Source organism: Microcystis sp. T1-4, assembly GCF_000297435.1.
Taxonomy (GTDB): domain Bacteria; phylum Cyanobacteriota; class Cyanobacteriia; order Cyanobacteriales; family Microcystaceae; genus Microcystis.
This window is the reverse complement of the sequence record NZ_CAIP01000025.1, coordinates 1-24,074: the sequence shown is the minus strand read 5'-3', so window position 1 is coordinate 24,074 and position 24,074 is coordinate 1. Positions and strand designations below refer to the sequence as shown.

At 43.6% G+C, this 24,074-nt stretch carries 20 protein-coding genes; 10 read left to right on the top strand and 10 right to left on the bottom strand.

All coding sequences use genetic code 11. The features are described from left to right. The first annotated feature begins 103 nt into the window (after window positions 1–103). The 4 genes from MICAI_RS01345 to MICAI_RS01330 all read left to right on the top strand — a co-directional run bounded on the left by MICAI_RS01345 (window position 104) and on the right by MICAI_RS01330 (window position 5,333). Entirely contained in the window at window positions 104–865 is a 762-nt protein-coding gene (locus tag MICAI_RS01345; RefSeq protein WP_008196710.1) for a hypothetical protein, read from the top strand. Window positions 866–1,210: 345 nt separating this feature from the next. Next, a complete protein-coding gene (locus tag MICAI_RS01340; RefSeq protein WP_008196709.1) occupies window positions 1,211–3,517 on the top strand; it encodes a sensor histidine kinase in 2,307 nt (768 codons plus the stop codon). Then, window positions 3,456–3,902, top strand: coding sequence for a response regulator (locus tag MICAI_RS01335; protein WP_002758488.1), 447 nt, complete (start codon window positions 3,456–3,458; stop codon window positions 3,900–3,902). Before MICAI_RS01340 ends, MICAI_RS01335 begins: the two co-directional genes overlap by 62 nt. Window positions 3,903–4,157: 255 nt before the next feature. After that, window positions 4,158–5,333, top strand: a complete 1,176-nt coding sequence (locus tag MICAI_RS01330) for a hybrid sensor histidine kinase/response regulator (protein WP_008196697.1) — start codon at window positions 4,158–4,160, stop codon at window positions 5,331–5,333. 53 nt (window positions 5,334–5,386) lie between these two features. Here MICAI_RS01330 and MICAI_RS01325 read toward each other — a convergent pair whose 3' ends face one another. Both MICAI_RS01325 and MICAI_RS26720 read right to left on the bottom strand, forming a co-directional pair. Further along, a complete protein-coding gene (locus tag MICAI_RS01325) occupies window positions 5,387–6,259 on the bottom strand; it encodes an N-acetylmuramoyl-L-alanine amidase-like domain-containing protein (RefSeq protein WP_008196696.1) in 873 nt (290 codons plus the stop codon). 433 nt (window positions 6,260–6,692) lie between these two features. Next, window positions 6,693–7,226 carry a PEP-CTERM domain protein gene (locus tag MICAI_RS26720; RefSeq protein WP_039899372.1) on the bottom strand — a complete coding sequence of 178 codons (534 nt, stop codon included), beginning with the start codon at window positions 7,224–7,226 and terminating at the stop codon, window positions 6,693–6,695. Between the two features lie 442 nt (window positions 7,227–7,668). Here MICAI_RS26720 and MICAI_RS01315 point away from each other — a divergent pair, with 442 nt between their 5' ends. From MICAI_RS01315 to MICAI_RS01300, 4 genes are read left to right on the top strand one after another with little or no spacing between them, the layout of a single operon-like run. After that, complete coding sequence (locus tag MICAI_RS01315) at window positions 7,669–11,655, top strand: magnesium chelatase subunit H (RefSeq protein ID WP_008196692.1); 3,987 nt, start codon at window positions 7,669–7,671, stop codon at window positions 11,653–11,655. 60 nt (window positions 11,656–11,715) lie between these two features. After that, window positions 11,716–12,312: a hypothetical protein gene (locus tag MICAI_RS01310; protein WP_008196690.1), complete on the top strand. Its 597-nt coding sequence runs from the start codon at window positions 11,716–11,718 to the stop codon at window positions 12,310–12,312. An 8-nt stretch (window positions 12,313–12,320) separates the two neighbouring features. Then, window positions 12,321–12,824, top strand: a complete 504-nt coding sequence (locus MICAI_RS01305) for a hypothetical protein (RefSeq protein WP_008196688.1) — start codon at window positions 12,321–12,323, stop codon at window positions 12,822–12,824. Window positions 12,825–12,832: 8 nt separating this feature from the next. After that, window positions 12,833–13,060 carry a type II toxin-antitoxin system HicB family antitoxin gene (locus MICAI_RS01300; protein WP_008196685.1) on the top strand — a complete coding sequence of 76 codons (228 nt, stop codon included), beginning with the start codon at window positions 12,833–12,835 and terminating at the stop codon, window positions 13,058–13,060. Between the two features lie 511 nt (window positions 13,061–13,571). On the opposite strand, the gene MICAI_RS01295 is transcribed toward MICAI_RS01300, so the two are convergent. The 4 genes from MICAI_RS01295 to pilM form a co-directional block, all read right to left on the bottom strand. Further along, window positions 13,572–15,665, bottom strand: a complete 2,094-nt coding sequence (locus MICAI_RS01295; protein ID WP_008196683.1) for a secretin N-terminal domain-containing protein — start codon at window positions 15,663–15,665, stop codon at window positions 13,572–13,574. 73 nt (window positions 15,666–15,738) lie between these two features. Continuing rightward, entirely contained in the window at window positions 15,739–16,548 is an 810-nt protein-coding gene (locus MICAI_RS01290) for a hypothetical protein (RefSeq protein ID WP_008196681.1), read from the bottom strand. Next, window positions 16,545–17,315, bottom strand: coding sequence for a PilN domain-containing protein (locus tag MICAI_RS01285; RefSeq protein ID WP_008196679.1), 771 nt, complete (start codon window positions 17,313–17,315; stop codon window positions 16,545–16,547). Before MICAI_RS01285 ends, MICAI_RS01290 begins: the two co-directional genes overlap by 4 nt. A 9-nt stretch (window positions 17,316–17,324) precedes the next feature. Continuing rightward, window positions 17,325–18,440: a type IV pilus assembly protein PilM gene (pilM, locus tag MICAI_RS01280; RefSeq protein ID WP_008196678.1), complete on the bottom strand. Its 1,116-nt coding sequence runs from the start codon at window positions 18,438–18,440 to the stop codon at window positions 17,325–17,327. 937 nt (window positions 18,441–19,377) lie between these two features. On the opposite strand from pilM, the gene ilvC reads away from it, so the two are divergent. Continuing rightward, window positions 19,378–20,370, top strand: a complete 993-nt coding sequence (ilvC, locus tag MICAI_RS01275; protein WP_008196674.1) for a ketol-acid reductoisomerase — start codon at window positions 19,378–19,380, stop codon at window positions 20,368–20,370. A 103-nt stretch (window positions 20,371–20,473) separates the two neighbouring features. Here ilvC and MICAI_RS01270 read toward each other — a convergent pair whose 3' ends face one another. From MICAI_RS01270 to MICAI_RS01260, 3 genes are all read right to left on the bottom strand, one after another. After that, window positions 20,474–21,262: a hypothetical protein gene (locus tag MICAI_RS01270; protein ID WP_008196672.1), complete on the bottom strand. Its 789-nt coding sequence runs from the start codon at window positions 21,260–21,262 to the stop codon at window positions 20,474–20,476. A 100-nt stretch (window positions 21,263–21,362) separates the two neighbouring features. After that, a complete protein-coding gene (locus tag MICAI_RS01265; protein ID WP_008196670.1) occupies window positions 21,363–22,148 on the bottom strand; it encodes a class I SAM-dependent methyltransferase in 786 nt (261 codons plus the stop codon). 122 nt (window positions 22,149–22,270) lie between these two features. Beyond that, complete coding sequence (locus tag MICAI_RS01260) at window positions 22,271–22,810, bottom strand: pentapeptide repeat-containing protein (protein WP_008196668.1); 540 nt, start codon at window positions 22,808–22,810, stop codon at window positions 22,271–22,273. Window positions 22,811–22,879: 69 nt separating this feature from the next. Here MICAI_RS01260 and MICAI_RS01255 point away from each other — a divergent pair, with 69 nt between their 5' ends. Next, window positions 22,880–23,497: a DedA family protein gene (locus tag MICAI_RS01255; protein ID WP_002734739.1), complete on the top strand. Its 618-nt coding sequence runs from the start codon at window positions 22,880–22,882 to the stop codon at window positions 23,495–23,497. A 57-nt stretch (window positions 23,498–23,554) separates the two neighbouring features. On the opposite strand, the gene MICAI_RS01250 is transcribed toward MICAI_RS01255, so the two are convergent. After that, window positions 23,555–23,857 carry an RNA recognition motif domain-containing protein gene (locus MICAI_RS01250; RefSeq protein WP_008196662.1) on the bottom strand — a complete coding sequence of 101 codons (303 nt, stop codon included), beginning with the start codon at window positions 23,855–23,857 and terminating at the stop codon, window positions 23,555–23,557. Window positions 23,858–24,074: the final 217 nt, after the last annotated feature.

Sequence of the window (24,074 nt, the reverse complement as noted above, 5' to 3'; positions counted from 1 at the left end):
CATTTTTTTCATAAATAGGCTCTCAAACTTGCTGTAAAAATAGAAATGATAAGTTACAATACTATTGTTCTATATATAACCAATCTAGCCTTTGATAAAATTTATGGAATCATCTCCTCTACCGATTCATAATCCAGCCGAACGTTTATTAATTATCCTACAAAGATGTTCTCAAGACGAAACTAACGAATCAGTTCAAGCAGTTTTAGCAAGAGCAATGGAAGTGAAAAATGACACTGATTCTGTTCAGAAAGGGTTGATTCAATTACTACAGCTTATTTATCACATAGAAGATCAACTACAATATTTTCCTTCAAGAAAACAGTCTTCCTATAAAAAACTTATGGAAAAAATTAAGTATAAATTAATTAGTTTATTGTCAAGAGTTCACGAGAATTGGTTAGGTTTCGGAGAGCCACTAAACTCTCCTGACTGGGAAGCTCTATATTGGCTTCCTTCTTGTGTAGAAGATTTTGAGGAAATATGTTTAAGCAAAGAGGATTTGAATAGGTTAAGGGAAGAAATATTAGGTTTAATTCAAATGATTGAAGATAGCAAAATTACGCAAGAGTTTAAACAATTTCTGCTGATTAAATTAAATGAAGTCCTGGAAGCTCTTAACAAATTTTACATCGTTGGCTATAATGGTCTTCGCAAGGAAATTTTGGCTACCCTCACCGAGGTGGGAATTAATGAAGTCGAAGGTGAAGATAAGGAAACCAAGAACAATATATCCCAAAAGTTATGGGAATTTTTCACAAAAATAGTTCCAGAAAAAGCACAAAAGATTAATCCGCCAATTAGTCTCCTTGTAAATAGTTATAAGCTTGCAGAAATGTTCAAAATTTTACCTCCAGGTAATTAACAAAAAAGGGTTGCTATCGTATTTAAATCTTAGATTTTGGTGTGTTACGCTTCGCTAACACACCCTACCATATATTTTTATTAAGAATTATCTGTCCCTTGTAACATTAACTTTTAATTCTTAACAAATTACCATAGATTCTCAGAGAAAAACTGATTATAATAAAGGGAACTGAACAGAACTGCTCGATCAGTAGATAACTGATTAATTAAAGTTTTATTACTTTTGATGGCCTAGTATTAAGAGAAGTAAATTTATTCTCGATCGCCCCCCGAAAGTGAGAAGAAATAGTTTTAATAAACAAAGAGTTTTCAACTTGGCAAAAATCCTCTGGGGGCAATACACATGGAAGTTATAACCGAGACAATTAACCCAACTTCGATCGAACGGGAACCGATCCATCTCTATAACCGAATTCAACCGCACGGGGTGCTTTTAGTTCTCAGCGAACCGGAGCTAAAAGTCAGCCAAACCAGCAGTAATAGCCGCAGTTTATTGGGTATTTCTCCGGGGGAAATTATCGGTAAAACCCTAGAGGAAATCTTCGATCCCTTTCAGATCGATCCTCTAAAATCAGCCATAGAAAATAACGATTTTGATGCTATCAATCCCTCCAAAATTTGGGCGCGGGTTAAAGGGGATGATTTTGCCGTCTTTGATGCTATTTTTCACCGCAACGCCGAACAAATGCTGATTTTAGAGTTAGAACCAGCTATTTCCTATGAAAACATTCCTTTCCTGAGTTTCTATCACCTAGCCAAAACTTCGATCGATAAACTTGAAGCCACCCGTAGCCTGAAAGATTTCTGTAATATCATCGTTAAAGAAGTCAGAAAAATGACAGGATTCGATCGAGTTATGTTATACAAATTCGACGAAGAAGATAACGGTGATGTGATAGCAGAAGACAAAATAGAGCAACTAGAACCCTATCTCGGTTTACGTTATCCCGCTTCCGATATCCCTCTCCCGGCACGAAATTTATTAAGTGCTAATTGGATTCGACAGATTCCCGATGCTACCTCTGAACCCGTCGATCTAGTGCCTGTTCTTCATCCCGAAACCCAACAACCCTTAAATTTAACCCTGTCCAGTCTTAGAAGTGCTTCTCCCTGTCATTTAGAATACCTGCATAATATGGGAGTGGGAGCATCTCTAACCATTTCTCTGATTGAAAATAAACGTCTCTGGGGCATTATTGCCTGTCATCACCGTACCCCCAAATATGTACCCTACGAACTCCGTAAAGCTTGTGAGTTTTTAGGAAGAGTAATTTTTTCGGAAATATCGGCACGGGAAGAAACCGAGGATTATGACTATCGAGTGAAATTAAACTTTGTGCAATCGCAATTAATCGATTATATGGCGGAAGCTAATAACTTTATTGATGGATTAATTGCCCATAAACCGAATCTGCTCGATCTAACTAAAGCCACAGGATCCGCTATTTGTTTAGGCGGCAATTATACCTTAATTGGAGTAACACCGAGCGAAGAAGAACTAAATTATCTGATTACTTGGCTAGAAAAAAACGTCCATGAAGATGTTTACTATACCAATTCCTTACCGCGAATTTATGCCGATGGGGGTAAGTTTAAAGACATTGCCAGTGGTTTACTAGCAATTCCCATTTCTAAACGTAATTATCTCCTCTGGTTTCGTCCAGAAGTAATTCAAACCGTGAACTGGGGTGGTGATCCGGGTAAAGCGATCGAAACGACTGCCATAGATGGTGATATTCGTCTCTGTCCGCGTAAATCTTTCTCCCTCTGGAAAGAAACCGTTCGTCTCAAATCTTTACCCTGGAAAGCAGTAGAAATCAACGCCGCACTAGAATTACGAAAAGCGATCGTCAATATCATCTTAAAACAAGCCGATGAATTGGCCCGTTTGGCGCGGGATTTGGAACTATCAAACGCCGAATTAAAAAAATTCGCCTACGTCGCTTCCCACGATTTACAGGAACCCCTCAATCAAGTCGCCAACTATGTGCAGTTGCTAGAAATGCGCTACACCGAAGAACTGGACGAAGATGCTAAAGAATTTATTACTTTTGCCGTCGAAGGTGTCAGTTTGATGCAAACATTAATAGATGATGTGCTGGCTTACTCGAAAGTGGATATGCAGGCGGTAGAGTTTAATACCATTGATGCTAATCTGGCACTGGAAAAAGCTCTCGCTAACCTGAAAGGGAGAATTCAGGAAAGTCAAGCTATAATCACCGTTGATCCTTTGCCAATTGTCATGGCAGATAAAACCCAGTTAATGCAATTGTTCCAAAATCTCATCGGTAATGCCATTAAATTCCGGGGAAAAGCAACCCCCACTATTCATATTGCTGCCCAACGTCAAGAGGAGGAATGGCTGTTCTCTGTCACCGATAATGGAATTGGTATCGATCCCCGATTTTCCGAACGCATTTTCGTGATTTTCCAACGACTGCACACCCGCGACGAGTACCCCGGCACAGGTATGGGTTTGGCGATTTGTAAAAAAATTATCGAGTGTCATCGCGGACGAATTTGGGTAGAATCCCAATTAGGCAAAGGAGCGGTTTTCTATTTTACAATTCCCCTAGGAGGTAACGAGCGTGAGCGCTGGCGAGGACGTGCCACACAAAATTATCTTATTAGTGGAGGACAGCAAAGCTGATATTCGCCTCATCCAAGAGGCATTAAAAACTAGCACCGTCCCGCATGAATTAGTTATCGTTAGGGATGGTGTCAACGCCATGGATTATCTGCGTCGAGAAGGGGAGTATCTCGATTCTCCCCGTCCTAATCTGATTCTTCTCGATCTGAATTTACCAAGAAAAGACGGACGGGAGGTATTAGCGGAAATCAAAAACGATCCCAGTTTAAAAAGAATTCCTGTGGTGGTTTTAACCACTTCTCGCAACGAGGAGGATATTTTTTATAGCTATGAACTGCACGTTAATTGTTATATAACCAAGTCGCGCAATCTCAACGATTTGTTCAAAATTGTCAAAAATATCGAGGCTTTTTGGTTAGAAACCGCTACTTTACCCGGGGAGTGAATCGTTATCAGTTATCAGTTATCAGGAGTCGGTCGTCAGGAGGCAGGAGGCGGTCGTCAGGAGTCAGGAGTCAGGAGATTATTTCTATTTATTCTCCCCACACCCCACACCCCACTTCATAATTCATAATTCATAATTCATAATTCCCCCTCCCTACACCCTACACCCCACACCCCACACCCCACCTCCCCACTTCCCAATCCCTAACCTCCCAAATCCCTAACCTCCCAAATCTCTTTAACTCTTGATTAAAAAATGGGACTCTCGCAGGATATAAAAGTTCTTTTAATCGAGGATAATTTAGCCGAAGCTCGATTATTAAAGGAAATTCTTAAGGGTAATGAAAAAAAAGAATTTCATCTGGTTAATGTGTCAAGACTGTCCGAGGCGATTTCTCTATTACAACAAACAAATTTTGATGTAATTTTATTAGATTTAACTTTACCAGATAGTCAGGGTTTGGAATCCTTAGCTCCCCTTTTGATTACGGCTCCGAAATTGCCAATCGTGGTTTTAACTAATACTAATGATGATAATTTAGCTTTGGCAGCACTACGTCAGGGAGCGCAGGATTATTTAATTAAAAGAGAAGTAAGTTTAGAAATTTTAACTCGATCGCTATGTTATGCGATCGAGCGAAAACAGATGGAGGAAGCTTTACGAGAATCCAACAAAGCTTTAAAAATGAGCGTGATTGAACGCACTAATCAACTGGAAAAAGCTCAGGAATTAAATCAGTTAAAAACTGAATTTGTTTCCATGTTATCCCACGATTTTCGCAATCCTTTAAATAAAATTTTACTCTCGGCTGGATTATTAGAAGAAAGTCGCGATCGGTTGACAAAAGATCAGCAAGTTAGCTATTTTCGCATGATTCGATCGGCCATTAAAGACATGGATCAATTGCTCACAGAAGTGTTATTAATTGGCCGGGCCGATTCCGGGAGATTATACTGTCAATTTGATCCGGTGGATTTACTGGATTATTGTCAGAAATTGGTAGAATCTTTTATTGTTAAGCCAGAGCTGCAATCAGCAATTATTTTTCAAGTTGAGGGCAGCTTAGAAAGAGGACTTTGGGATATTAATTTAATTAAACATATCTTGACAAATTTACTAGGAAATGCTCTCAAATATTCACCCGAAGGAAACCCCATAGAATTTAAGATTATCGTCGAATCTGAGCAGGTAGTCTTTAAAATTATCGATCGAGGAATTGGTATTCCCAGCAAAGATCAAGAAAATTTATTTAAACCTTTTTATCGCGGTAGCAATGTCGATAATATTCAAGGAACGGGATTAGGATTAGCCATTGTCGGACGCTGTGTGGAAGCGCACAAAGGACAAATTTACCTGGAAAGTGAGGAAGGAAAAGGCACAAAGATCACGGTAATTTTACCGATTATTACCGACATTGAACACCTAAATTGAGATGAACAAGAGGGTGGGGTCATAATTTTTTTTCTGCTGCTCTCGCTCCCTATCTACCTATTTCTTGGATCAAGGGAACGAACGACAAAAATACCGATGGCTTTGTCCACTTTAGTGATATATTTTTCTAGGTCTTTAGCAATGGTAACTTGACCAGCAGGAGAGGCATGAATTAAGCCAATTTTGCCATCGGGAAAGCGATAAACTAGACCGGTATGGGTGGTATCTAAACCAGGGATATTAGTCACGACACCGATAATATCGCCAGCTTGTAGTTGTGGGTAAATACCTTTAATATTAACGGTGGGAATATAGGTTAAGGATAAACTTTCTAATCCTCGTTCTACCTGTTGAATACAATCGTAATTACTTTGAGTTTTTAACTGGGGATATAGAGGGCGATTTTTGCTCATAAAATTGAGCTTTTTGTCAAGAGTAATTCCACCTAATTTTTGAGTAATATTTTCTAGATTGCCTCGTTTTTGGTTGTCATTAATCCAATCGGAAAAGTAGTGAAGACGACTACAATAACCATCGAGAATACCGTGGCGATAACGCTGATTTAAAACCTGTTGACTAAAAGCAGAATACTGATAATTTTTTAAAGCAAAATTGTGACTCAAAGCGAGAACTGTTTCCACAAAGAGGACACAATCAAACTCTTTTAAAGAGATAAATAATTTTTCTGTAGGAGAGCGATCGAGTAATCCTGCTTGATATTTTGCTCCTAAAAATTGAGCGGCGATATTCTGAATTATATCGGCCATGGCTAGGCGATCAAGTTGTTGATTTTGAGCGTACTGCACCAGTTTTTGATAATTAGGATCGCTGACTTCTCGAACAAGAACAGTTTCCGATCGAGCTATACTCAAGGGAATTAAAACAGGATTAATTAATAAATAGGGTAAAGTTAAGTAGGTAGGCACAATTATTTGTAGGATGGGTTAGCGGTAGCGTAACCCATGCGGGCGTTGGGTTTCATGCTTCAACCCAACCTACGTTCATTTTATATTTAATTCCACCCACCTACTTATCCAATTAAAAAACATTGTCGATCGATTACTGAAAATAATAGGATCTACGCCGATAAATTCCGTTATTTTAGTCCTAAAGGTCAGTTAATCCCAACACCGGTCGAAGCCGCTATTCTGGAGAAACACGCGAAAGAATCTGAACGTCAACAAAAAGAACTGGCTTTACAGCAAAAGGAACATGAAAGACAACAAAAAGAACTGGCTTTACAAAAAATTGAGCAATTAACGGCAAGATTAAGAGAATTAGGCATTAATCCCGATGAAACCCTCTAGGGGTGCAAGGTGGTCAGTGAGTTTATCGAACTGCTTGCACCCTCACCTCTCATTAACCCCGTTTCTTACCTCTAGAAGCCAAGGCACCCAACCCTAACCCCAATAGGGCCACAACGCCACCCGGTTCAGGGGTGGATTGTACCGGTACCGGACCGGGAGTACCCAGCGTGATGTCATACTCTGATACACCTGATAGGGGGTCTATAAGCCCAGCGTATAAAGCGCCAAGAGGCTCTAATTTATAACCATCAGCATTGACACTGCTCCGAAAGTTAGCATCAATAATTGTTCCTGTCCCGTCGGTGCGAAAGGCCCAATCGTTTAAATTAGCTAGGGTAAAGGTGGTTGTCGAGGGACTAGAGGCTAAACCCGTAAAGGTGAGGGAAAACCCTTGCAGGCCATTGACGTTACCAGGAAAATTGATATTTGTATTCGGTGCTAACAAACTATCATCGATGTCAAAATAACCAGTTCCCGCAGAACCGTAGGTCAAAGGAACACGAACGGTAGCGGCTTGGGCAGCCAAGGAAAGAGTACTTAAACCGATGGCGGTAGCGGCAACAGCTACAGAGGTTTTTAAGGACATACAAAACAAAGAAAAAAACATTATCAGTTGCGAAAAATAACATAGGGGGGGGTAATGTCAAGTATTTTCAAGAAAATTAATATAATTTAATTAATTACAGAGAATTATCAGATCCTAACCCTGATCATCTTTGAACAGGGACATCTCCTCCGAGTTGCTATTTGTTACCACTTTTTATTAAAAAAGTCAATAGATTAAATATTAATTTTTGTAAAGAAAAGCCTGAGCAGTTACTCAGAAAGCTCTTTACCATCTGTTACAAAATATGGCAAGATATTTATCAAATTGTGTCAAAACCCAGAGTAAATGCTCATTGGGGTGACATTTTCTGATACAAAACAGAAACATATATATCTAAATACCTTAAACAAAGGGCGATCGTCATCTGATGACGAAAATCACTTCATACCAGACTCAGCAATCCTAAGGAGAACCATCATATATGTTCACTCACGTCAAGTCCACCATTCGTCACATAGTTCCCGACGCGTTGAATGGTCGATCGCTGGTCAAGGTGGTCTATGTCGTGCTAGAACCTCAGTACCAAAGTGCGCTGAGTAGTGCGGTCAGGGAAATCAACGCTAACAACCGGAAACTAGCGATCGAAATTAGTGGTTATTTAATCGAAGAACTGCGCGATGGGGAAAATTATCGCAATTTTCAAGAGGATGTAGCCAAAGCTAATATTTTCATTGCTTCTCTCATCTTTATCGAAGATTTAGCCGATAAAGTTGTGGCCGCTGTCAGTCCCCATCGGGATAAATTAGACGCAGCGATCGTCTTTCCCTCTATGCCCCAGGTAATGCGCTTAAATAAATTAGGCAGCTTTTCCATGGCCCAATTGGGACAGTCTAAGAGTGTCATCGCTAATTTTATGAAAAAGCGCAGGTCAAACTCTGGCGCTGGTTTCCAAGATGCGATGTTAAAGTTATTGCGAACTTTACCGCAAGTCCTGAAATACCTCCCCATGGAAAAAGCTCAGGACGCACGCAACTTTATGTTAAGTTTCCAGTATTGGCTAGGGGGTTCGGCAGAAAATTTAGAGAATTTCCTGTTAATGTTGGCCGATAAGTACGTCTTTGATAACAAGGATGACAGTGTAGTTTACAAAGAACCGGTAGTTTATCCAGATCTGGGTATCTGGCATCCTTTATCCATGAAAATGTTCGAGGATGTCAAGGAATACTTCGCTTGGTACAATAACCGCAGTGATATTGCCGATGACCTCAAAGACCCCTTAGCTCCCTGTGTTGGCTTAATTTTACAGAGAACTCACCTCGTTACTGGTGATGACGCTCATTATGTCGCTCTCGTGCAGGAATTCGAGTCTATGGGTGCGCGAGTCCTTCCCGTTTTTGCTGGAGGATTAGACTTTTCCAAACCCGTAGAAGAATACTTCTGGGATAAAAGCTTAAAAGGAGTAGAAGCGGTTGCCATCGTTGATACGGTAATTTCCCTGACGGGATTTGCTTTAGTGGGAGGTCCAGCGCGACAAGATCATCCGAAAGCGATAGAATCCTTAAAACGTCTCAATCGTCCCTATATGTGCGCGTTACCGCTAGTTTTCCAAACCACTCAGGAATGGGAAGAAAGCGATTTAGGTTTACACCCGATTCAAGTGGCGCTACAGATTGCTATTCCGGAATTAGACGGTGCGATCGAACCTATTATATTATCAGGCCGGGATGGGGCTACGGGTAAAGCGATCGCTTTACAGGACCGGGTGGAAGCGATCGCTCAACGGGCGCTAAAATGGGCTAACCTAAGAAAGAAACCGAAACTAAACAAAAAAGTCGCCATCACCGTCTTTAGTTTCCCCCCCGATAAAGGGAATGTGGGAACCGCAGCCTATCTAGATGTGTTCGGTTCTATCTACGAAGTGATGCAAGCGTTACAAAATAATGGTTATGACTTGCAGGACTTACCCGCATCTCCCCGAGAACTGATGGAAGCGGTAATCCATGATGCCACCGCACAATACCATAGTCCGGAGCTAAATATCGCTTATCGGATGTCTGTACCTGAATACGAACGTTTAACCCCCTATTCCGTCCGTTTGGAGGAAAATTGGGGACCACCACCTGGACATCTCAACAGTGATGGACAAAATCTATTAATCTACGGGAAAGAATTCGGTAATGTCTTTATCGGGGTTCAACCCACCTTCGGTTATGAAGGGGATCCGATGCGTCTGCTCTTTTCTCGTTCTGCTAGTCCCCACCACGGTTTTGCAGCCTACTATACCTATCTCAATCAAGTCTGGAAAGCAGACGCGGTTCTCCATTTTGGCACCCACGGTTCTCTAGAATTTATGCCGGGGAAACAGATGGGAATGTCTGGGGAATGCTACCCGGATAACCTCATCGGAATGATTCCCAATCTCTACTATTATGCCGCTAATAATCCGAGCGAAGCGACGATCGCTAAACGTCGTAGTTATGCGGAAACTATTTCCTATCTTACTCCTCCCGCAGAAAATGCTGGACTTTACAAAGGGTTAAAAGAACTGAGCGAGTTGATCGGTTCCTACCAAACCCTGAAAGATAGTGGGCGTGGGGTGCAAATTGTCAATACTATTGTTGATAAATGTCGCTTAGTCAATCTCGACAAAGATATAAGTTTACCTGATGGTGATACTGCCCATCTCAGTCAAGAGGAACGGGATAATATCGTCGGTTCGGTCTATCGTAAACTGATGGAAATTGAATCGCGCTTACTTCCCTGCGGACTTCACGTTATTGGGAAACCCCCCTCGGCGCTCGAAGCGGTGGCAACTTTGGTCAATATTGCCAGTTTAGACCGGGAAGAGGACGATTTACTTTCCTTACCCCGAATTATTGCCAACAGCATCGGCCGGGATCTAGAGGAAGTTTATCGCAATAGCGATCGAGGTGTGTTAGAGGATGTGGAATTACTGCAAAACATCACCCTAGCGACTCGCGCTGCTGTTGCCGCTTTAGTCAAGTCCCAAACCGACGCGGAAGGTCGAGTATCGATGCTTTCTAAGCTGAATTTCTTGAATATAGGCAAGAAATCGCCTTGGATCGAAACTTTACAGGAGATGGGTTATCCAAAAGTTGATCCGGTCGCGTTAAAACCCCTGTTTGAATACCTAGAATTCTGTTTAGAACAGGTCTGTGCCGATAATGAATTAGGGGCCCTATTAAAAGCATTAGAAGGAGAATATGTTCTTCCCGGTCCCGGTGGCGACCCCATCCGTAACCCCGGAGTTTTACCAACGGGTAAAAATATCCACGCTTTAGATCCCCAGTCTATCCCGACCCTAGCGGCGGTAAAATCGGCTAAAATCGTGGTGGATCGTCTGTTAGAGCGGCAAAAACTGGATAATGGCGGTAAATATCCTGAAACCATCGCTTGTGTTCTCTGGGGAACTGATAATATCAAAACATACGGGGAATCCCTAGCACAAATTCTCTGGATGGTGGGGGTTCGTCCTGTTCCCGATGCTTTGGGACGGGTGAATAAATTGGAATTGATCCCCCTAGAGGAGTTAGGAAGACCGCGCATTGATGTGGTGGTCAACTGTTCTGGTGTTTTCCGGGATTTATTTATCAATCAGATGAACTTGCTTGACCAAGGCGTAAAAATGGCCGCGGAAGCAAACGAACCGATGGAGATGAATTATGTCCGTAAACACGCTATTGAACAAGCAAAAGAAATGGGTTTAACGGTTCGACAGGCAGCCACCCGCATCTTTTCTAATGCTTCCGGTTCCTATTCTTCTAACATCAATCTCGCGGTGGAAAATAGCAGTTGGGAAGACGAAAAAGAGTTACAGAATATGTATCTCAACCGCAAGGGTTTTGCTTTCGACTCTGATAACCCCGGGATGATGGCCGATAATCGTCAGTTGTTTGAAGCATCTTTAAAAACTGCGGAGGCAACTTTCCAAAACTTGGATTCTAGCGAGATTAGTTTAACCGATGTTTCCCACTATTTCGACTCGGACCCGACAAAAGTTGTCGCTAGTTTACGCGATGATGGCAAAAAACCGGCGGCCTATATTGCTGATACTACCACCGCTAATGCTCAGGTGCGTACTTTATCGGAAACCGTGCGCTTAGATACCCGCACCAAGTTACTCAATCCCAAATGGTACGAGGGAATGTTAAGTCACGGTTACGAAGGAGTCCGAGAATTATCGAAGCGTTTGGTTAATACCATGGGATGGTCGGCAACTGCTGATGCGGTGGATAATTGGGTTTATGAGGATGTGAACACCACCTTTATTCAAGATGAGGAAATGTGTCAGCGTCTGATGAATCTCAATCCTAATTCTTTCCGCAAGATGGTGGGAACCCTGCTAGAAGTTAATGGTCGCGGTTACTGGGAAACTTCTCAAGAGAATTTAGACCGCTTACAGGAACTTTATCAAGAAGTGGAGGACCGCATCGAAGGAATCGAGTAGAATAGATAGATAAGACTCAAGAGATTGGCTAATCACCGGTCTCTTGAGTTTTGAACAAACATGAAAAATAACTTTTGGGGGTTAATTTGGTCTAGTTTTAACGAAATTCAAGGAGTTTTACTCGGTCTTCTTGGATTTTTAGGAGGTATTGCTTTAATTCGTTATCCATTCAATACTTCTATTCCTCTAGATCTAGTAATTATTGTCAGTTTCTTCACCTTGCTGTTAATCGCTACTTTGTTAAGCGCTGTTAACACACTTCTTAGACAGAAACAAAAATTAGAGGCAGAAGTTAAGCAACTTCAGGAGGTAAACCAAAATTTAGAAAATATTATTAAACAGGGAATTACTCCCAGGATTTTGAGGTCTCAAAAGCAAGGAAATAATAATATTTTATGCCTTCTTGATTCCTCTAGTCTGTTTACGATCGAGTTACTTGTCTCTTTTTATTATACCGATGAAGATGGGTTTGAAAGATTAATAGGAGAGGGTTTTGTTGAATATATTAATCCAAAGGACGGCAAGATACACGCGATCATTGACAAACCTCAAACAATCTATCAGGTAATTCTAGATCGATTGGCGAGTAACGATTTAAAAATTATTCAAGAAACCAGAGTCAGACCTGGCGTTCTTAGAAAACATAGTTCACCATAGAGGAAAATATGGAAAATGTAGCCGAAAAACCCATTTTATCTCCTAAAGGAACCTTTCCCGCCAAAGTTGTCAAAGTTATTGACGACTATAAATTAGTGATCAATAGAGGTGAAATTAGTGGAATTCGAGAAGGTCAAAGAATGTTAGTTTACAATACCAGCGAAGAGGAAATAAAAGATCCTCAGACTGGTGAGTCTTTAGGCTATCTTGACTTAGTGAGAGGGACGGGGACAATTACTTTTGTTCAAGAAAAAATATCGATTTTACAATCGGATAGAAGCAATAATAAAGGATCTAGATTGCTGGAGTTATTGCTTAAAGAACAAGAAACCCCGTCCGATTTGATAGGAAAATTCTTAAAAAGAGCCGTAGGAGCGAATTCTAAGAACGATAAAAAGCCAATATCCGAGCTAATAAATCGTGAATTGTTAAATAAACTGCTAGTACGGGAATTATCCGAAACGTTACCTTTTGAAAACCCTCAAATTGGCGACTCAGTTAGACCTATTTAGACCTATTGATGGAACAACAAATATTAGAATACTTTTTATCTCTTAAATATCCGATTTCAATTTATCCCGAAGAAGAAGGAGGATACACGGCGTTAATTCCAGATTTAGATGGTTGTATTACTCAGGGGGAAACTTTAGAGGAAGTGATGATTAATATTGAAGAAGCGAGAGAATTATGGATAGAGACGGTTTATTTTAGTGGTAAAAAAGAAATTACCATGCCTTCTAAAAGATAACTCAAAAAATACCAGAAACTTTCGTTCTTTCGAGTATTGTACCCCGCTCTTGATCGGATTTATCGCTCTTTTTGCGTAGGTTGGATTGAACAAAGTGAAACCCAACAACTGAGGGTTTCTGTCGGGTTTCGTAGCCTCAACCTGACCGACGAATTTACCCCTAGTATGTTTATACGGGGGAAGTGCAGATATTAGACATTCGCGTTACATACATAGTCGTAAATGTCAATTAAATTTTACAAATCTATACAAATCGACAGACAATTTATCTGGGGTTTGCTGAATGAATCTAAAAACCTTGTGGGGTGAGCTTTTAGACCTTTTTGTCAATCCAAAAGTACCGGATATGCCAGTGATCGGGGGGAAAATTCAGGGACTTTTTCCCTGAAAATTAGGTAATTGACCCCCTCAAAATCGGTAAAACCCTACACCCCACCTGCCCCCCCGATGTCGGGGGGGTTGGGGGGGCCACACCCTGCCCGCACGAAAAACTTTTTGCCGCAAACCCTAATTACTGTCGCGGTTGTACGGGGAAACCTTGACGCTGAAGCATTTCCGCCGCATCTTGGCCCGGTTGATAGTTGATGCCGAGGGTAGAGGTGGCCGTATCTTCGATAATTTTGGGAGTGAGGAGAATAATCACCTCCGAGCGCTCGGTGCGATTGCTACGACTGCGGAATAAAGCCCCTAAAATGGGAATATCGCCTAAAATCGGCACTTTTGCCTCAGAACTCTGTTGGCGCTCTTGGATAATCCCGGAAAGAATTAAACTCTGTCCATCCCGGAGACGAATTAAACCAGAAGTTAATTCCCGACGAATCAGAGGGGTAAGGGTGTTGATAGTGAGACCACCGCTATCAAATCGAATTGAAGACCCCGGAGAGGCGATGGTAGGGCTAACCGACAGGGAAATAAAACCGTTATCATCCACCTGATCGACGTTTACCGCTAAAGTTAATCCAGCATCGGCCAGCACAGGGACAGTGGTGCGTTCGCCACTGAGAGGATCTACACTTGTCTCGACACTTTCTAGCACTTTCTCGGTGAGTTTAACGGTGGCCTGTTGACCTTCCTGCACCACCAGCGAGGGATCGGTGAGAATCTTGGCATTTCCTCTCTGAATTGACGCTTGCAGGGTCATCAGGAATTTTTGGGGATACTGGAATAGGGTCGGGGGTTCGTATTCGTACTCTATTATTCCCGTCTCTGGGTCAATATTAACATCACTCAAACCGGGTTGGAAGGGGTTAACAGTGCGACCAAAACTAGGGCGCGAGTAGGGTGTTAGACCCCCTGAAAAGTCATTCGGTCCTTGGTTAACACGGCCAAAAGGAGCGCCATTCTGAATGTCAATAAAAGGTTGAATTTCTGCTGTCCCCGTACCCGATATGATATTGAAAATCGGCACAACAGGCTGTGCAAAAGCCCCCGGTTTGCTTACGGTCCCGGCACCTGGTGGGTTCATATTACCAAAGTTCAGCACTGCCGCCCCGTTATCTTGAACGAAGAAACCATCGTTAAACCCGAAGGAAAAACTACTGTTAAAACGGTCTGTATTGAGTAGGTTGATATCGATAACTTTGACATTAACCACCACCTGACGGCGACGGGCATCCAGTTGGGTTAATAGAGATGTGGCAATTTGGACTTGCCGCGCTTCGCCGATTAAATTGATAGAATTAAGGCGATCATCGGCGGCAATTCTTAAACCGGTTAAAAGTAGGGCAGCCCTTGAGCCTTCTGTATTTTGGGGTTTCAGTGCCTCTAGGGTGGCGGGAACATCCCGGCGACCGATGACTCGTCCGGTGAGGGGATCGACGATATCCTCGGTTTTGGTAACTAAACGCTGGTATTCTGCCCCTTGGGTGGCGAGGAAAGTGGCGGCATTAACGGCCTTAACTTGGTTAAGACGCAGGGTGCGGCTAATCAAATTACGAGCGCCTTGGGGTAATTGCGCCCCGACAAAGATAGTTGTCCCCTGACGGTTGGCCTGGAGTCCGGAAATTAACAGCACGGCGTTAAAAATATTTTCCACCGATTCGTTAGTAAATTCCAAGGAAACTGTCTGAGAAGTGGCGTTAGTTTCCCCCTGGGCGCTGGTGAAAACGACGTTATAACCGGCATAGTTAGCAAGGGTCATTAACACTTCTCTAGCGGAAGCTTCCCGCAATAAAACACGAGGTACAGTGATATTACGCTCGAATTTGACCTTTTCGGCACTAGCATCGATGTTAGAGATGGCAATGTCTCCCACCGGTGGGGCGACAGCCCGAGGCAGGGTGGGAACACCGGGGGCTTGGGGTGCGCCCTGAATGATAATTTCGGGGTTGGGGACAAGGGGCGCACTTTGGGCGAGCAGTTTTTCCCTGGCTAAAATGCGATCGCTGATTTCCTTTTCTACGGCCGCACTGGAAGGGACAAGCTGATTTGGCGATTTTTGTAAATTTTCTTGACTAAGCCCTTGGGAAAATTCAATTTTTGATGTATCCGATTTTAATTCTGAACCATGGAAGGATTCTGGGGTTGCGGCCAGGGCGCTCAGGGGAGCCATCAATAAAAACGAGGCAATTTGGGGGATAAACAGGGCATAACGGGACGGATTCACTTTAACTTCACTCCTCAACGATTAGGGGATTCAACGGACAAAAAACGCAATACTCACACCGGATTGAAGACTATTATGGGGACGGACTAGCGGGGGGTTTACCTTTGGCGGGGGGTTTACCTTTGGCGGGGGGTTTACCTTCAGCAGCTGGGGGTGGTACTAATTTCGCCAGTTCTTTGGCACTGAGAGGAATAATCACATCGAGAAGAAAAGTCGTGGTCACGGGTTGATCCGGTTCGGGGACGATAGTGGCTTTATTGTTACCGGTACTAACCACTTTAACCGCCGCTCCTTGCTTTTCCATCTGGGTATTGAGACTGTTTAGCAAAATCAGTGGCTGTAATCTTTCTAAATCCCGAATCACCTCTTGAGTGTTAGTATAGTTCCCCTCCATCTTGACGTTAAAAGTTTGACGTTTGAGCTTATTATTAGCCGCACTACCGAGGGAACCATCGGAGACCACCACCGGCTCTAGTCGTTGGGGTTGAAAACTAATCAGCTTAACATTGCGAGACTTAAAGATATTACTAATATCTAAGAGAATAGTGCTTAAGTCCTTTTCTTTAGCAAAAAGCGACAGTATTTGCCCTTTAATAGCTTCTTTTTCTTGCAACTGACTCTCTATTTTTTGGAATTCTGCGGCACTGAGACCGGTTTTTTGTTGATCTACCTGTTGTTGTTTGTCGGCTGCATCGTTTTGCAACTGTTGCAAGGCATTATAAGCAGGCATCACCCAGTTAAAAAGCAGATAGAAAGAGCCAAGTAAACCCACCACAGCGACAGCGATGCCACTATTGCGGGGAGTAAAAGTTATCCCGAAAGCGACGGGATACTCGTCAAATTCCTCTAATTCCCGATCCTCAAATTCTTCGGTAAAGGTCATGGTTGAATGGCTCCTTGGCGTTTGAGAGTATTAATCCTAGTGATAACTCCGATCGCTCCATTCCTGGCGAGATTGGGCAGTTGTTCAGTGGTGGGACTATCACTTAATTGGGCGATGATCACAAATTGAACCACTTGGGGGAAAGTAACATTAATATTTTTGTACTGATTGTCCACCTCTACGGGTAAATCGGCCAGGGCAGCACTTTCGATCACCGTTTGCCTACCCTGTAAAAAAGGAGAAGCTTGTAGGGTTAAGAGATAATCATTGACTGCTTCGTAATTACTGGCAAAACCACTGATTTTTAAGCGCGTAGCCAGATTCGGTTGCCCTTGATTGCGGACTGAGGGAAACTCCACCTGTTGCACACTGGTTAGCTGGACAGTAGGGGGAGTTTGTTGACGAATTTCTTGGAGAATGGCTGACCAAGGCCTAATCTGATTAAATACACCTACCAGAGCTTTATTGTCTCCTTCCACCGCCTTTAATTGCGCTCTCAGGTCTTCTAGCTTTTTACTTTGGACTTGCAGTTGACCTAATTCCCTGTCCAGTTGCTGAATTTTGGCCTGAGTTTCGCTGGTTTGCCAACCGACGATTAAACCGAGTGATCCCGTCAGTGCCAATAATCCGGCCCCCACTCCCACACCGATCAACAGGGGTGTTTGTTTACGCAGATTAATAGTGGTGGAAATCTTGGCCGCAGCGGTTTCTTTGCCCGTTTGGTTAAGATGGCGATCCTTAAGAAAATTAACGTCAAGACTATACATAATTTTTCTCTATAACTCCCGTAATCCTAAACCGAGAACTGTTCCTAATCCTGGTCTTTCGGTATTAGGAATCTCTTGAGTTGTGTCTAAGTTCAGTGATGCGATCGGATCGATGGCCATGGTGGGGACGCTGAGACGTTGAGTAAAATATTCGTCTAGTTGTGCTAAACCGCCCCCGGGACCGGCTAAAAGTAACTGGACGATTTCCAGTTCATCACTTTGGTTAAGATAGAAATTAATCGATCGCCGCAATTCATCGGTTAATTCCCCTAAAACCCGCATCAGTGCCGTCATCCCGGCGTTAGTAGCCGCTCCGGAAGTGCCGGTATTGCTGCTCAGACTATCAAAGGCAGTAATCGGGATTGTCATACCCAAAAGCACCTCAGGACTGCGGGAGGTGGGCAAATTCATCGCCCTAGAGAGGGCATTTTGTAGCTGGAAAGTGCCAATGGGGACAGTGCGGGAAAATTGGGGAACGCCGTCCACCACGATGGCAATTTCCGTGTTATCAAATTCTATATCAACAATAACGGCAGCTTCATTGGAACTAAACTGTCGCAAATGTTCGCGAATCGTCCGAATTAGGGCAAAACTATTAATTTCTAGCACATCTACCTGTAATCCCGCCTGTTGGAAGGTTTCCATATAGGCATCGGTAATCTCCCGACGAGTGGCTACCAGCAAAACCTGCACTTTTTCGATCCCGTCTTCATCCTGAAAGTAGCCCAGTTTTTGGTAGTCGAGATCCACTTCCTCGCGAGGATAGGGAAGGTATAAACTAGCCTCATGATTTAAGACCAGATCGCGCAATTCCTGATCGTCCAATTCCGAGGGAATCGGGATAATCCGGATAATTGACTCGCGCATCGGCACACCAGTGGCGACTCGTTTGCTGTTAATTTTATTTTCCTTGAGGACTTCTTGGATTAATTCCGCTAAAGCGGGAGAATCGACGATTTTTCCCGCCTCAAAGATGCCTTCTGGGATATCCGACCAGCAATATTTAACTAATTGATAATTTTGTCCCTGTTTGGCGATCTGAGCGACGTTAATCCGTTCTGGGGTAATCTCTAACCCAACACCTTGATTTTTTTTTGTCAATAGCTTCTTTAAAAAACTTACCATAGATTTTCTGGGGCAGACCTAAGGGGATTGGTGATTAACAAAGCCAATAATTTTTTGACCTGATTTTATCTAGGGTCGATCAAGGCAGTAAATCAGTCTATAAACGATCCTAACTGGGTAAATCAGCCAGAAAAGGTGAAAATCGAGGAGGAGAGCCGCTATTTCTGCACTAATATTAACCCGATTATCTCTGTTCCGATCGAGGTTAATCTTAACTGGATAGGAGAAGGGGAAGTGCTTAATGATAGTGATATTGTAATCAATTTTGCTGAAAGAACCAAGTCCACGTCAAAATTTTGCCATCATACCCCCCCTTTCCCTAGGGCTGATTCATTCTCCGAATCTAATTCTTTGGTTCTTCTGGTTTCTGTGTGGAAACGAGGTCTATACTGATAGAATATCTGCCAAATAGCGATTAAAGTCTTGCCCGATAAGCATTTCACCTTACATAAGCAAAAATTATCACACAAAGTCGAGAAGAGCCATTCTCTTCTTTATTTTTGCTACCTTTAATCGCTTATGAGGCAAGCAAAGCACGGCGTTTTTAAAAATTTTCAGATATATATTTCCGAGAAATCGACTAAAAACGTTGTCAGATAAGGATTTGAGAGAATGACATTTGAGAGAATGAAACGACCCTACCCCTTCTCCACACCCTGACTGGAAAGAGGTGTCGGGTGTGGGGTGTGGGGTGTAGGGAAAGAAACCTCTTTCATCTGTGGGGGTGAAAATTTTTTCATCGGGACTGCCTCCAGGAAAAACTTTTTCGGCAAATCCCTGGTTAGATTAGCCAATTATCTCGAGAAAATTGCCATTTTTCTAGGCACTATTTTTTCCTGACTCCTGGAAACCGGCGATCAAATGCTTCTGACGAGCGTGATTTTCCCGTATAATTAGGAGTTTGCACAGTGACAAAAGAAGTTAAGGAGCGAGTTCAATGGCACGAATGTACTATGACGAGGATGCCAATTTAGATTTATTAGCGGGAAAAACGATCGCTATTATTGGTTATGGTTCCCAGGGTCATGCCCACGCATTAAATCTCAAGGATAGTGGCGTTAATGTGATTGTTGGTCTATATCCAGGCAGTAAATCGGCCATCAAAGCCAAAGAAGCCGGTATTCCGGTTTATGATGTGGCCGAAGCCGCTAAAATTGCCGACTGGATCATGATCCTCTTACCGGATGAAGTGCAGAAAACGATTTATCTCAACGAAATTGCTCCCAATTTAAGCGCAGGCAAGGTGTTATCTTTTGCCCACGGCTTTAATATTCATTTTGGTCAAGTGGTTCCCCCGGCTAACGTCGATGTGGTTATGGTCGCCCCCAAAGGACCGGGCCATCTCGTCCGTCGCACCTACGAACAAGGTCAAGGAGTCCCCTGTTTATTTGCCGTCTATCAAGATGCTACCGGGCAAGCACGCGATCGGGCGATGGCCTACGCTAAAGGTATCGGTGGCGCTCGGGCCGGGGTTTTGGAAACCACTTTCCGCGAGGAAACAGAAACCGACCTTTTTGGCGAACAAGCAGTATTATGCGGCGGTTTAAGCGCTCTAATTAAAGCCGGCTTTGAAACCCTCGTAGAAGCCGGTTATCAGCCCGAATTAGCCTATTTTGAGTGTTTACACGAAGTGAAACTGATCGTCGATCTGATCGTCGAGGGCGGTTTGGCCAAAATGCGCGATAGTATTTCCAATACAGCCGAGTACGGTGACTATACTCGCGGTCCGCGGGTGGTGACGGAAGCGACTAAGGCCGAAATGCGAAAAATCCTCCTGGAAATTCAATCGGGACAATTTGCCAGAGAGTTTGTCCTCGAAAATCAAGCAGGTAAACCGGGGTTCACCGCTATGCGTCGTCAAGAAGCAGAACATTCCATCGAAGAAGTCGGCCAAGATCTGCGGGCGATGATGAGTTGGCTAAAACGCTAGTTCTCTTTTTTTTCCCTGGAGGTTGGGACGCAACCAGGCAATTCTTGCCCTTGCGTCCCTCCCGACACCCGATCCCCCAATCCCCAAAAGGAAAACTTCCTATTTAGTAGATCGCCTCCCGTGATTTGACCAGACCGATCGCCCGTAAACCGGCAATGACACCACAACCGATCACCATACCGACAAAGGAACGAATCAGATTTTCTACGGGAATGATCGGAATTAAAGCGATCCAGACTTCTTCGGGCCAGTTAAAAATCGAGTAGGTAATGGCCACGGCCCCTAAATGGGAGAGGCCGCTGGCGGTCCAAGTCCCCCCAAAAATTCCCGCCGCTACTAGGGCAAAATTGCTACCTTTGATCCAATGGGTAAACAGAGTCCGGGTTGGTAGGATAAATAATACCAAGGCCGACCAATCGACGAAAGCCCCAGCGATAAAGACTCGTGGCGAAATGCCATTCAGTCCGATCGCCCGGTTAGCGTAGATAAACAGGGGAATCAGAAAAATTAACGTTAATCCTAACCACCAATAACGGCGTTTTTTGCCGAAAACCATTGTTCCCGCCACAAAACTAGACAAAATCGCCCCAAAGACCGAAATAGCGGGGATTCCTGCCGTGTAGGGGGCAAGGAAAGCCCCAATTAAAGCCCCGATGCCACTAGCGATCGCCCCAGCGATCGGGCCGAGTAACCAACCCAAAAGGGGAAAAACCGCTTGACTGAGGGGCATACTACCGCCGGAAGCGAGGACAATGGAGAAGGGAATAAAAGAAAGGGTAGTGACAATGGCCGCTAAGACGACAATATAGGCGATCGGAGCCCCATCAATAGCGGCACTACTGACAGCTTCTACTTTGCGTTCTTCCCCTTCGGGGATAATATCTAAGGTCATAAGCTGTTAAGAATTTAAATTGCTTGTTGGGATCAGGCAAGAGGCAAGAGGCAACCCCCCCCCGACGTCGGGGGGGGTTGGGGGGGCAGATTTCAGCCTATCAACCTCTGGTTTGATTTTCTTCGGGCAATGCTTGATTTTTTCGATAACAGCGCACGGTAATGTGATAGGGATGAAAAATCTCTAGGAAATCTTTTTGTAGGGTTTGAAAAAAGCTCTCAATAATTTTGGGATCGTCGAGATGAAAGGGATATTCTTGATTAAAACCTTTGAAAAAATACCAGTTAATAATTAGCTTTCCTCCCGGGTTTAACCAGTCATAAAACTTTTTAAGTTGGGCTGTAGGTGAGGGCAAATGCTCGATGACATCTAAACAGATAATCGTGTCAAATTTTAGCTGATCGGGAATTTCTGTATAGAATGAGAGCTTATTAGCATCGAGATTTAATTGCTTGGCACGAAAGCGAACAAATTCATGATGTAGGGGATTAAGATCGCAATAGATCACCTGTTCAACCCTAGAATTCATCGCAGCAGCTAGGGCATGAGTACCGATTCCGCCACCAAAATCTAAGACTTTTCCGCTACCGTAATCATCAATTAATCTCAGGGTTTCCCCGATATATTCTTGACTGGATAAATGCCAAGCGGATAATTCAAATAAATAGGTTTCTTTGACTTTTTCCTGATAGAAATAATCTGGATTTGTCCAAGAAAAGTCTTGATGAGCTAAGGCCGCTAAGGCATCTTTTGCTATGGCTAATTTTGTTTGTAAAATTTCTTGGTCTAATTGTAAAAAGTTTTGTAGATGTGACTCCAAATCAAAGGAATTGCGCTTGAATTCCGCCACCGAGGGGGATGATAGCAGGGAAGAATCTCGATTCATATATAAAGTGAGGCCGGGGAGAATTAACTAAAAAACAGTTTCTTATTATCCCACAATTTGCCCAAATTATACTGGCAAGTTTTCCTTAAAACAGTAGAGCCAGCTTTTGGCCTATCAGCCATTTAGGTTAATCCTGTCCCTTCTAAACAAGCTCGCTCGAAAATTGCCCCCGTGGTTACTGCCGAGGCTAAACTAGCACAAAGAAGATTGGCATCAGTAAAATTTGTTCCCCGTAAAACCGCCCCGAAAAAAATTGCTTCCTCTAAATCGGTGGCCGATAGATCTGCCCCAGACAGATTAGCGCTAGTAAAATCCGCTTGGGTTAAAATCGCCCCGACAAAACTCACTCCCCGGCCATCGACCCCGCGAAAATCCGCCCCGGACAAATCTAGATGATTAAAAACCGCCCCGGCTAAAAAAGCACCGGCCAAACTTGCCCCAGTTATGATCGCATCGAGGAGAATTGCCCCGCGTAAATCGGCATTCCGAAAATCTGCTCCCCTTAAATTTGCTCCTGTCAGGTCAGCACCGCGTAAATTTGCCCGTAAATTCGCCCCTGCTAGGTCTGCACCCGCTAAATCAGCCCCTGCCAAATTCATACCCGCTAAATCTTTTATCTGACCCTGACGAATTGCTAATAAATCAATACTGGGAAAAGTCATCTTCAGCCACGGTTAAACACTGTAAAAATATCTTAGAATATTCGTAAACCTTTGTTAAGAAAGCGCTCCATGTCCCTAGAGCTATTATCCCTAGAAAATATTGAAGAAATCGCCCACCAATACGGATACTGGGCAGTATTTATCGGCATCACCCTCGAAAATACGGGGATTCCCATCCCGGGAGAAACCATCACCATTGTCGGCGGCTTCCTTGCCGGCAGCGGTGATTTAAATTATTGGTTAGTTTTAGTCAGCGCAATTACAGGAGCAGTTTTAGGCGATAATTTTGGCTATTGGCTCGGTCGCGCCGGGGGTTGGCCGTTTTTGTTAAAAGTTGGCAAATTCTTTCGGATTCCCCCCCAAAAACTAGAATTAGCCAAGGATCAATTTAGTAAAAATGCACCCCGGGCGGTCTTTTTCGGTCGCTTCGTCGCCCTGTTAAGAATCTTTGCAGGTCCCATGGCGGGAATTGCCCGAATGCCCTACGGTCGCTTTTTTCTCTGTAATCTTGGTGGGGCGACGGTGTGGGCGACGATTATGGTGACATTATCTTTCTTTTTAGGACGTTTGTTCCCCTTGCACCAGTTAGTTAGTTCTATGGCTCGTTTTGGTATCTTGGCTTTAATTATCGTCCTTGCCTGGACAATCATCCACCCCATCCTTGAGTCACGGAAAACGGCGGTTTAAGGCCAGAAGAGAGCGGTTATTTCCGATAACCGCTTCTGGAATTTTCCAAGAATCTCTTTAACGTTCGCGGCGGCCGAAGTTTTTGCGCTCACCACCGCCACCACCGCCAAAATTATCTTCTTTGGGACGGGCTTTGTTGACCCTCATCTTTCGTCCCATCCATTCGGCCTCGTTCAGAGTTTCGATCGCTTTTGCTTCTTCCTCATCGGAGGACATTTCCACAAAACCAAAACCGCGCATTTTACCAGTTTCCCGATCTACGGGCAAGTAAACGCGAATAACCGTGCCATATTCAGCGAATACATCGTGCAAGTCCTCTTTCGTGACTTCATAAACCAGATTACCAACGTAAATCGTCATGGATTGTCTCCCAAGATCACAGCCATTTTGAGAAGGAGATCGGACACAACCCAGTCAAGGCCATCAGGGAAAAACCGCTTCTGTTTGAAACCAATGCTGCTACCGAACCTAACTACTCTCTTTAAACTAGCATAGCTGATCAGTGGGAGTATGGAGTATTAATAGCATTTTTCTTTATTCGTCGCCCTCCCCCTCTCCCTCTCCCTCTCCCAGAAAG

Coding starts and splice junctions, on each gene's coding strand:
- MICAI_RS01265 (WP_008196670.1), bottom strand. CDS start 22,148: ATGAATCGAGATTCTTCCCTGCTATCATCCCCCTCGGTGGCGGAATTC.
- MICAI_RS01310 (WP_008196690.1), top strand. CDS start 11,716: ATGAAAAATAACTTTTGGGGGTTAATTTGGTCTAGTTTTAACGAAATT.
- MICAI_RS26720 (WP_039899372.1), bottom strand. CDS start 7,226: ATGTCCTTAAAAACCTCTGTAGCTGTTGCCGCTACCGCCATCGGTTTA.
- MICAI_RS01300 (WP_008196685.1), top strand. CDS start 12,833: ATGGAACAACAAATATTAGAATACTTTTTATCTCTTAAATATCCGATT.
- ilvC (WP_008196674.1), top strand. CDS start 19,378: ATGGCACGAATGTACTATGACGAGGATGCCAATTTAGATTTATTAGCG.
- pilM (WP_008196678.1), bottom strand. CDS start 18,440: ATGGTAAGTTTTTTAAAGAAGCTATTGACAAAAAAAAATCAAGGTGTT.
- MICAI_RS01290 (WP_008196681.1), bottom strand. CDS start 16,548: ATGACCTTTACCGAAGAATTTGAGGATCGGGAATTAGAGGAATTTGAC.
- MICAI_RS01330 (WP_008196697.1), top strand. CDS start 4,158: ATGGGACTCTCGCAGGATATAAAAGTTCTTTTAATCGAGGATAATTTA.
- MICAI_RS01305 (WP_008196688.1), top strand. CDS start 12,321: ATGGAAAATGTAGCCGAAAAACCCATTTTATCTCCTAAAGGAACCTTT.
- MICAI_RS01285 (WP_008196679.1), bottom strand. CDS start 17,315: ATGTATAGTCTTGACGTTAATTTTCTTAAGGATCGCCATCTTAACCAA.
- MICAI_RS01255 (WP_002734739.1), top strand. CDS start 22,880: ATGTCCCTAGAGCTATTATCCCTAGAAAATATTGAAGAAATCGCCCAC.
- MICAI_RS01250 (WP_008196662.1), bottom strand. CDS start 23,857: ATGACGATTTACGTTGGTAATCTGGTTTATGAAGTCACGAAAGAGGAC.
- MICAI_RS01340 (WP_008196709.1), top strand. CDS start 1,211: ATGGAAGTTATAACCGAGACAATTAACCCAACTTCGATCGAACGGGAA.
- MICAI_RS01260 (WP_008196668.1), bottom strand. CDS start 22,810: ATGACTTTTCCCAGTATTGATTTATTAGCAATTCGTCAGGGTCAGATA.
- MICAI_RS01315 (WP_008196692.1), top strand. CDS start 7,669: ATGTTCACTCACGTCAAGTCCACCATTCGTCACATAGTTCCCGACGCG.
- MICAI_RS01270 (WP_008196672.1), bottom strand. CDS start 21,262: ATGACCTTAGATATTATCCCCGAAGGGGAAGAACGCAAAGTAGAAGCT.
- MICAI_RS01345 (WP_008196710.1), top strand. CDS start 104: ATGGAATCATCTCCTCTACCGATTCATAATCCAGCCGAACGTTTATTA.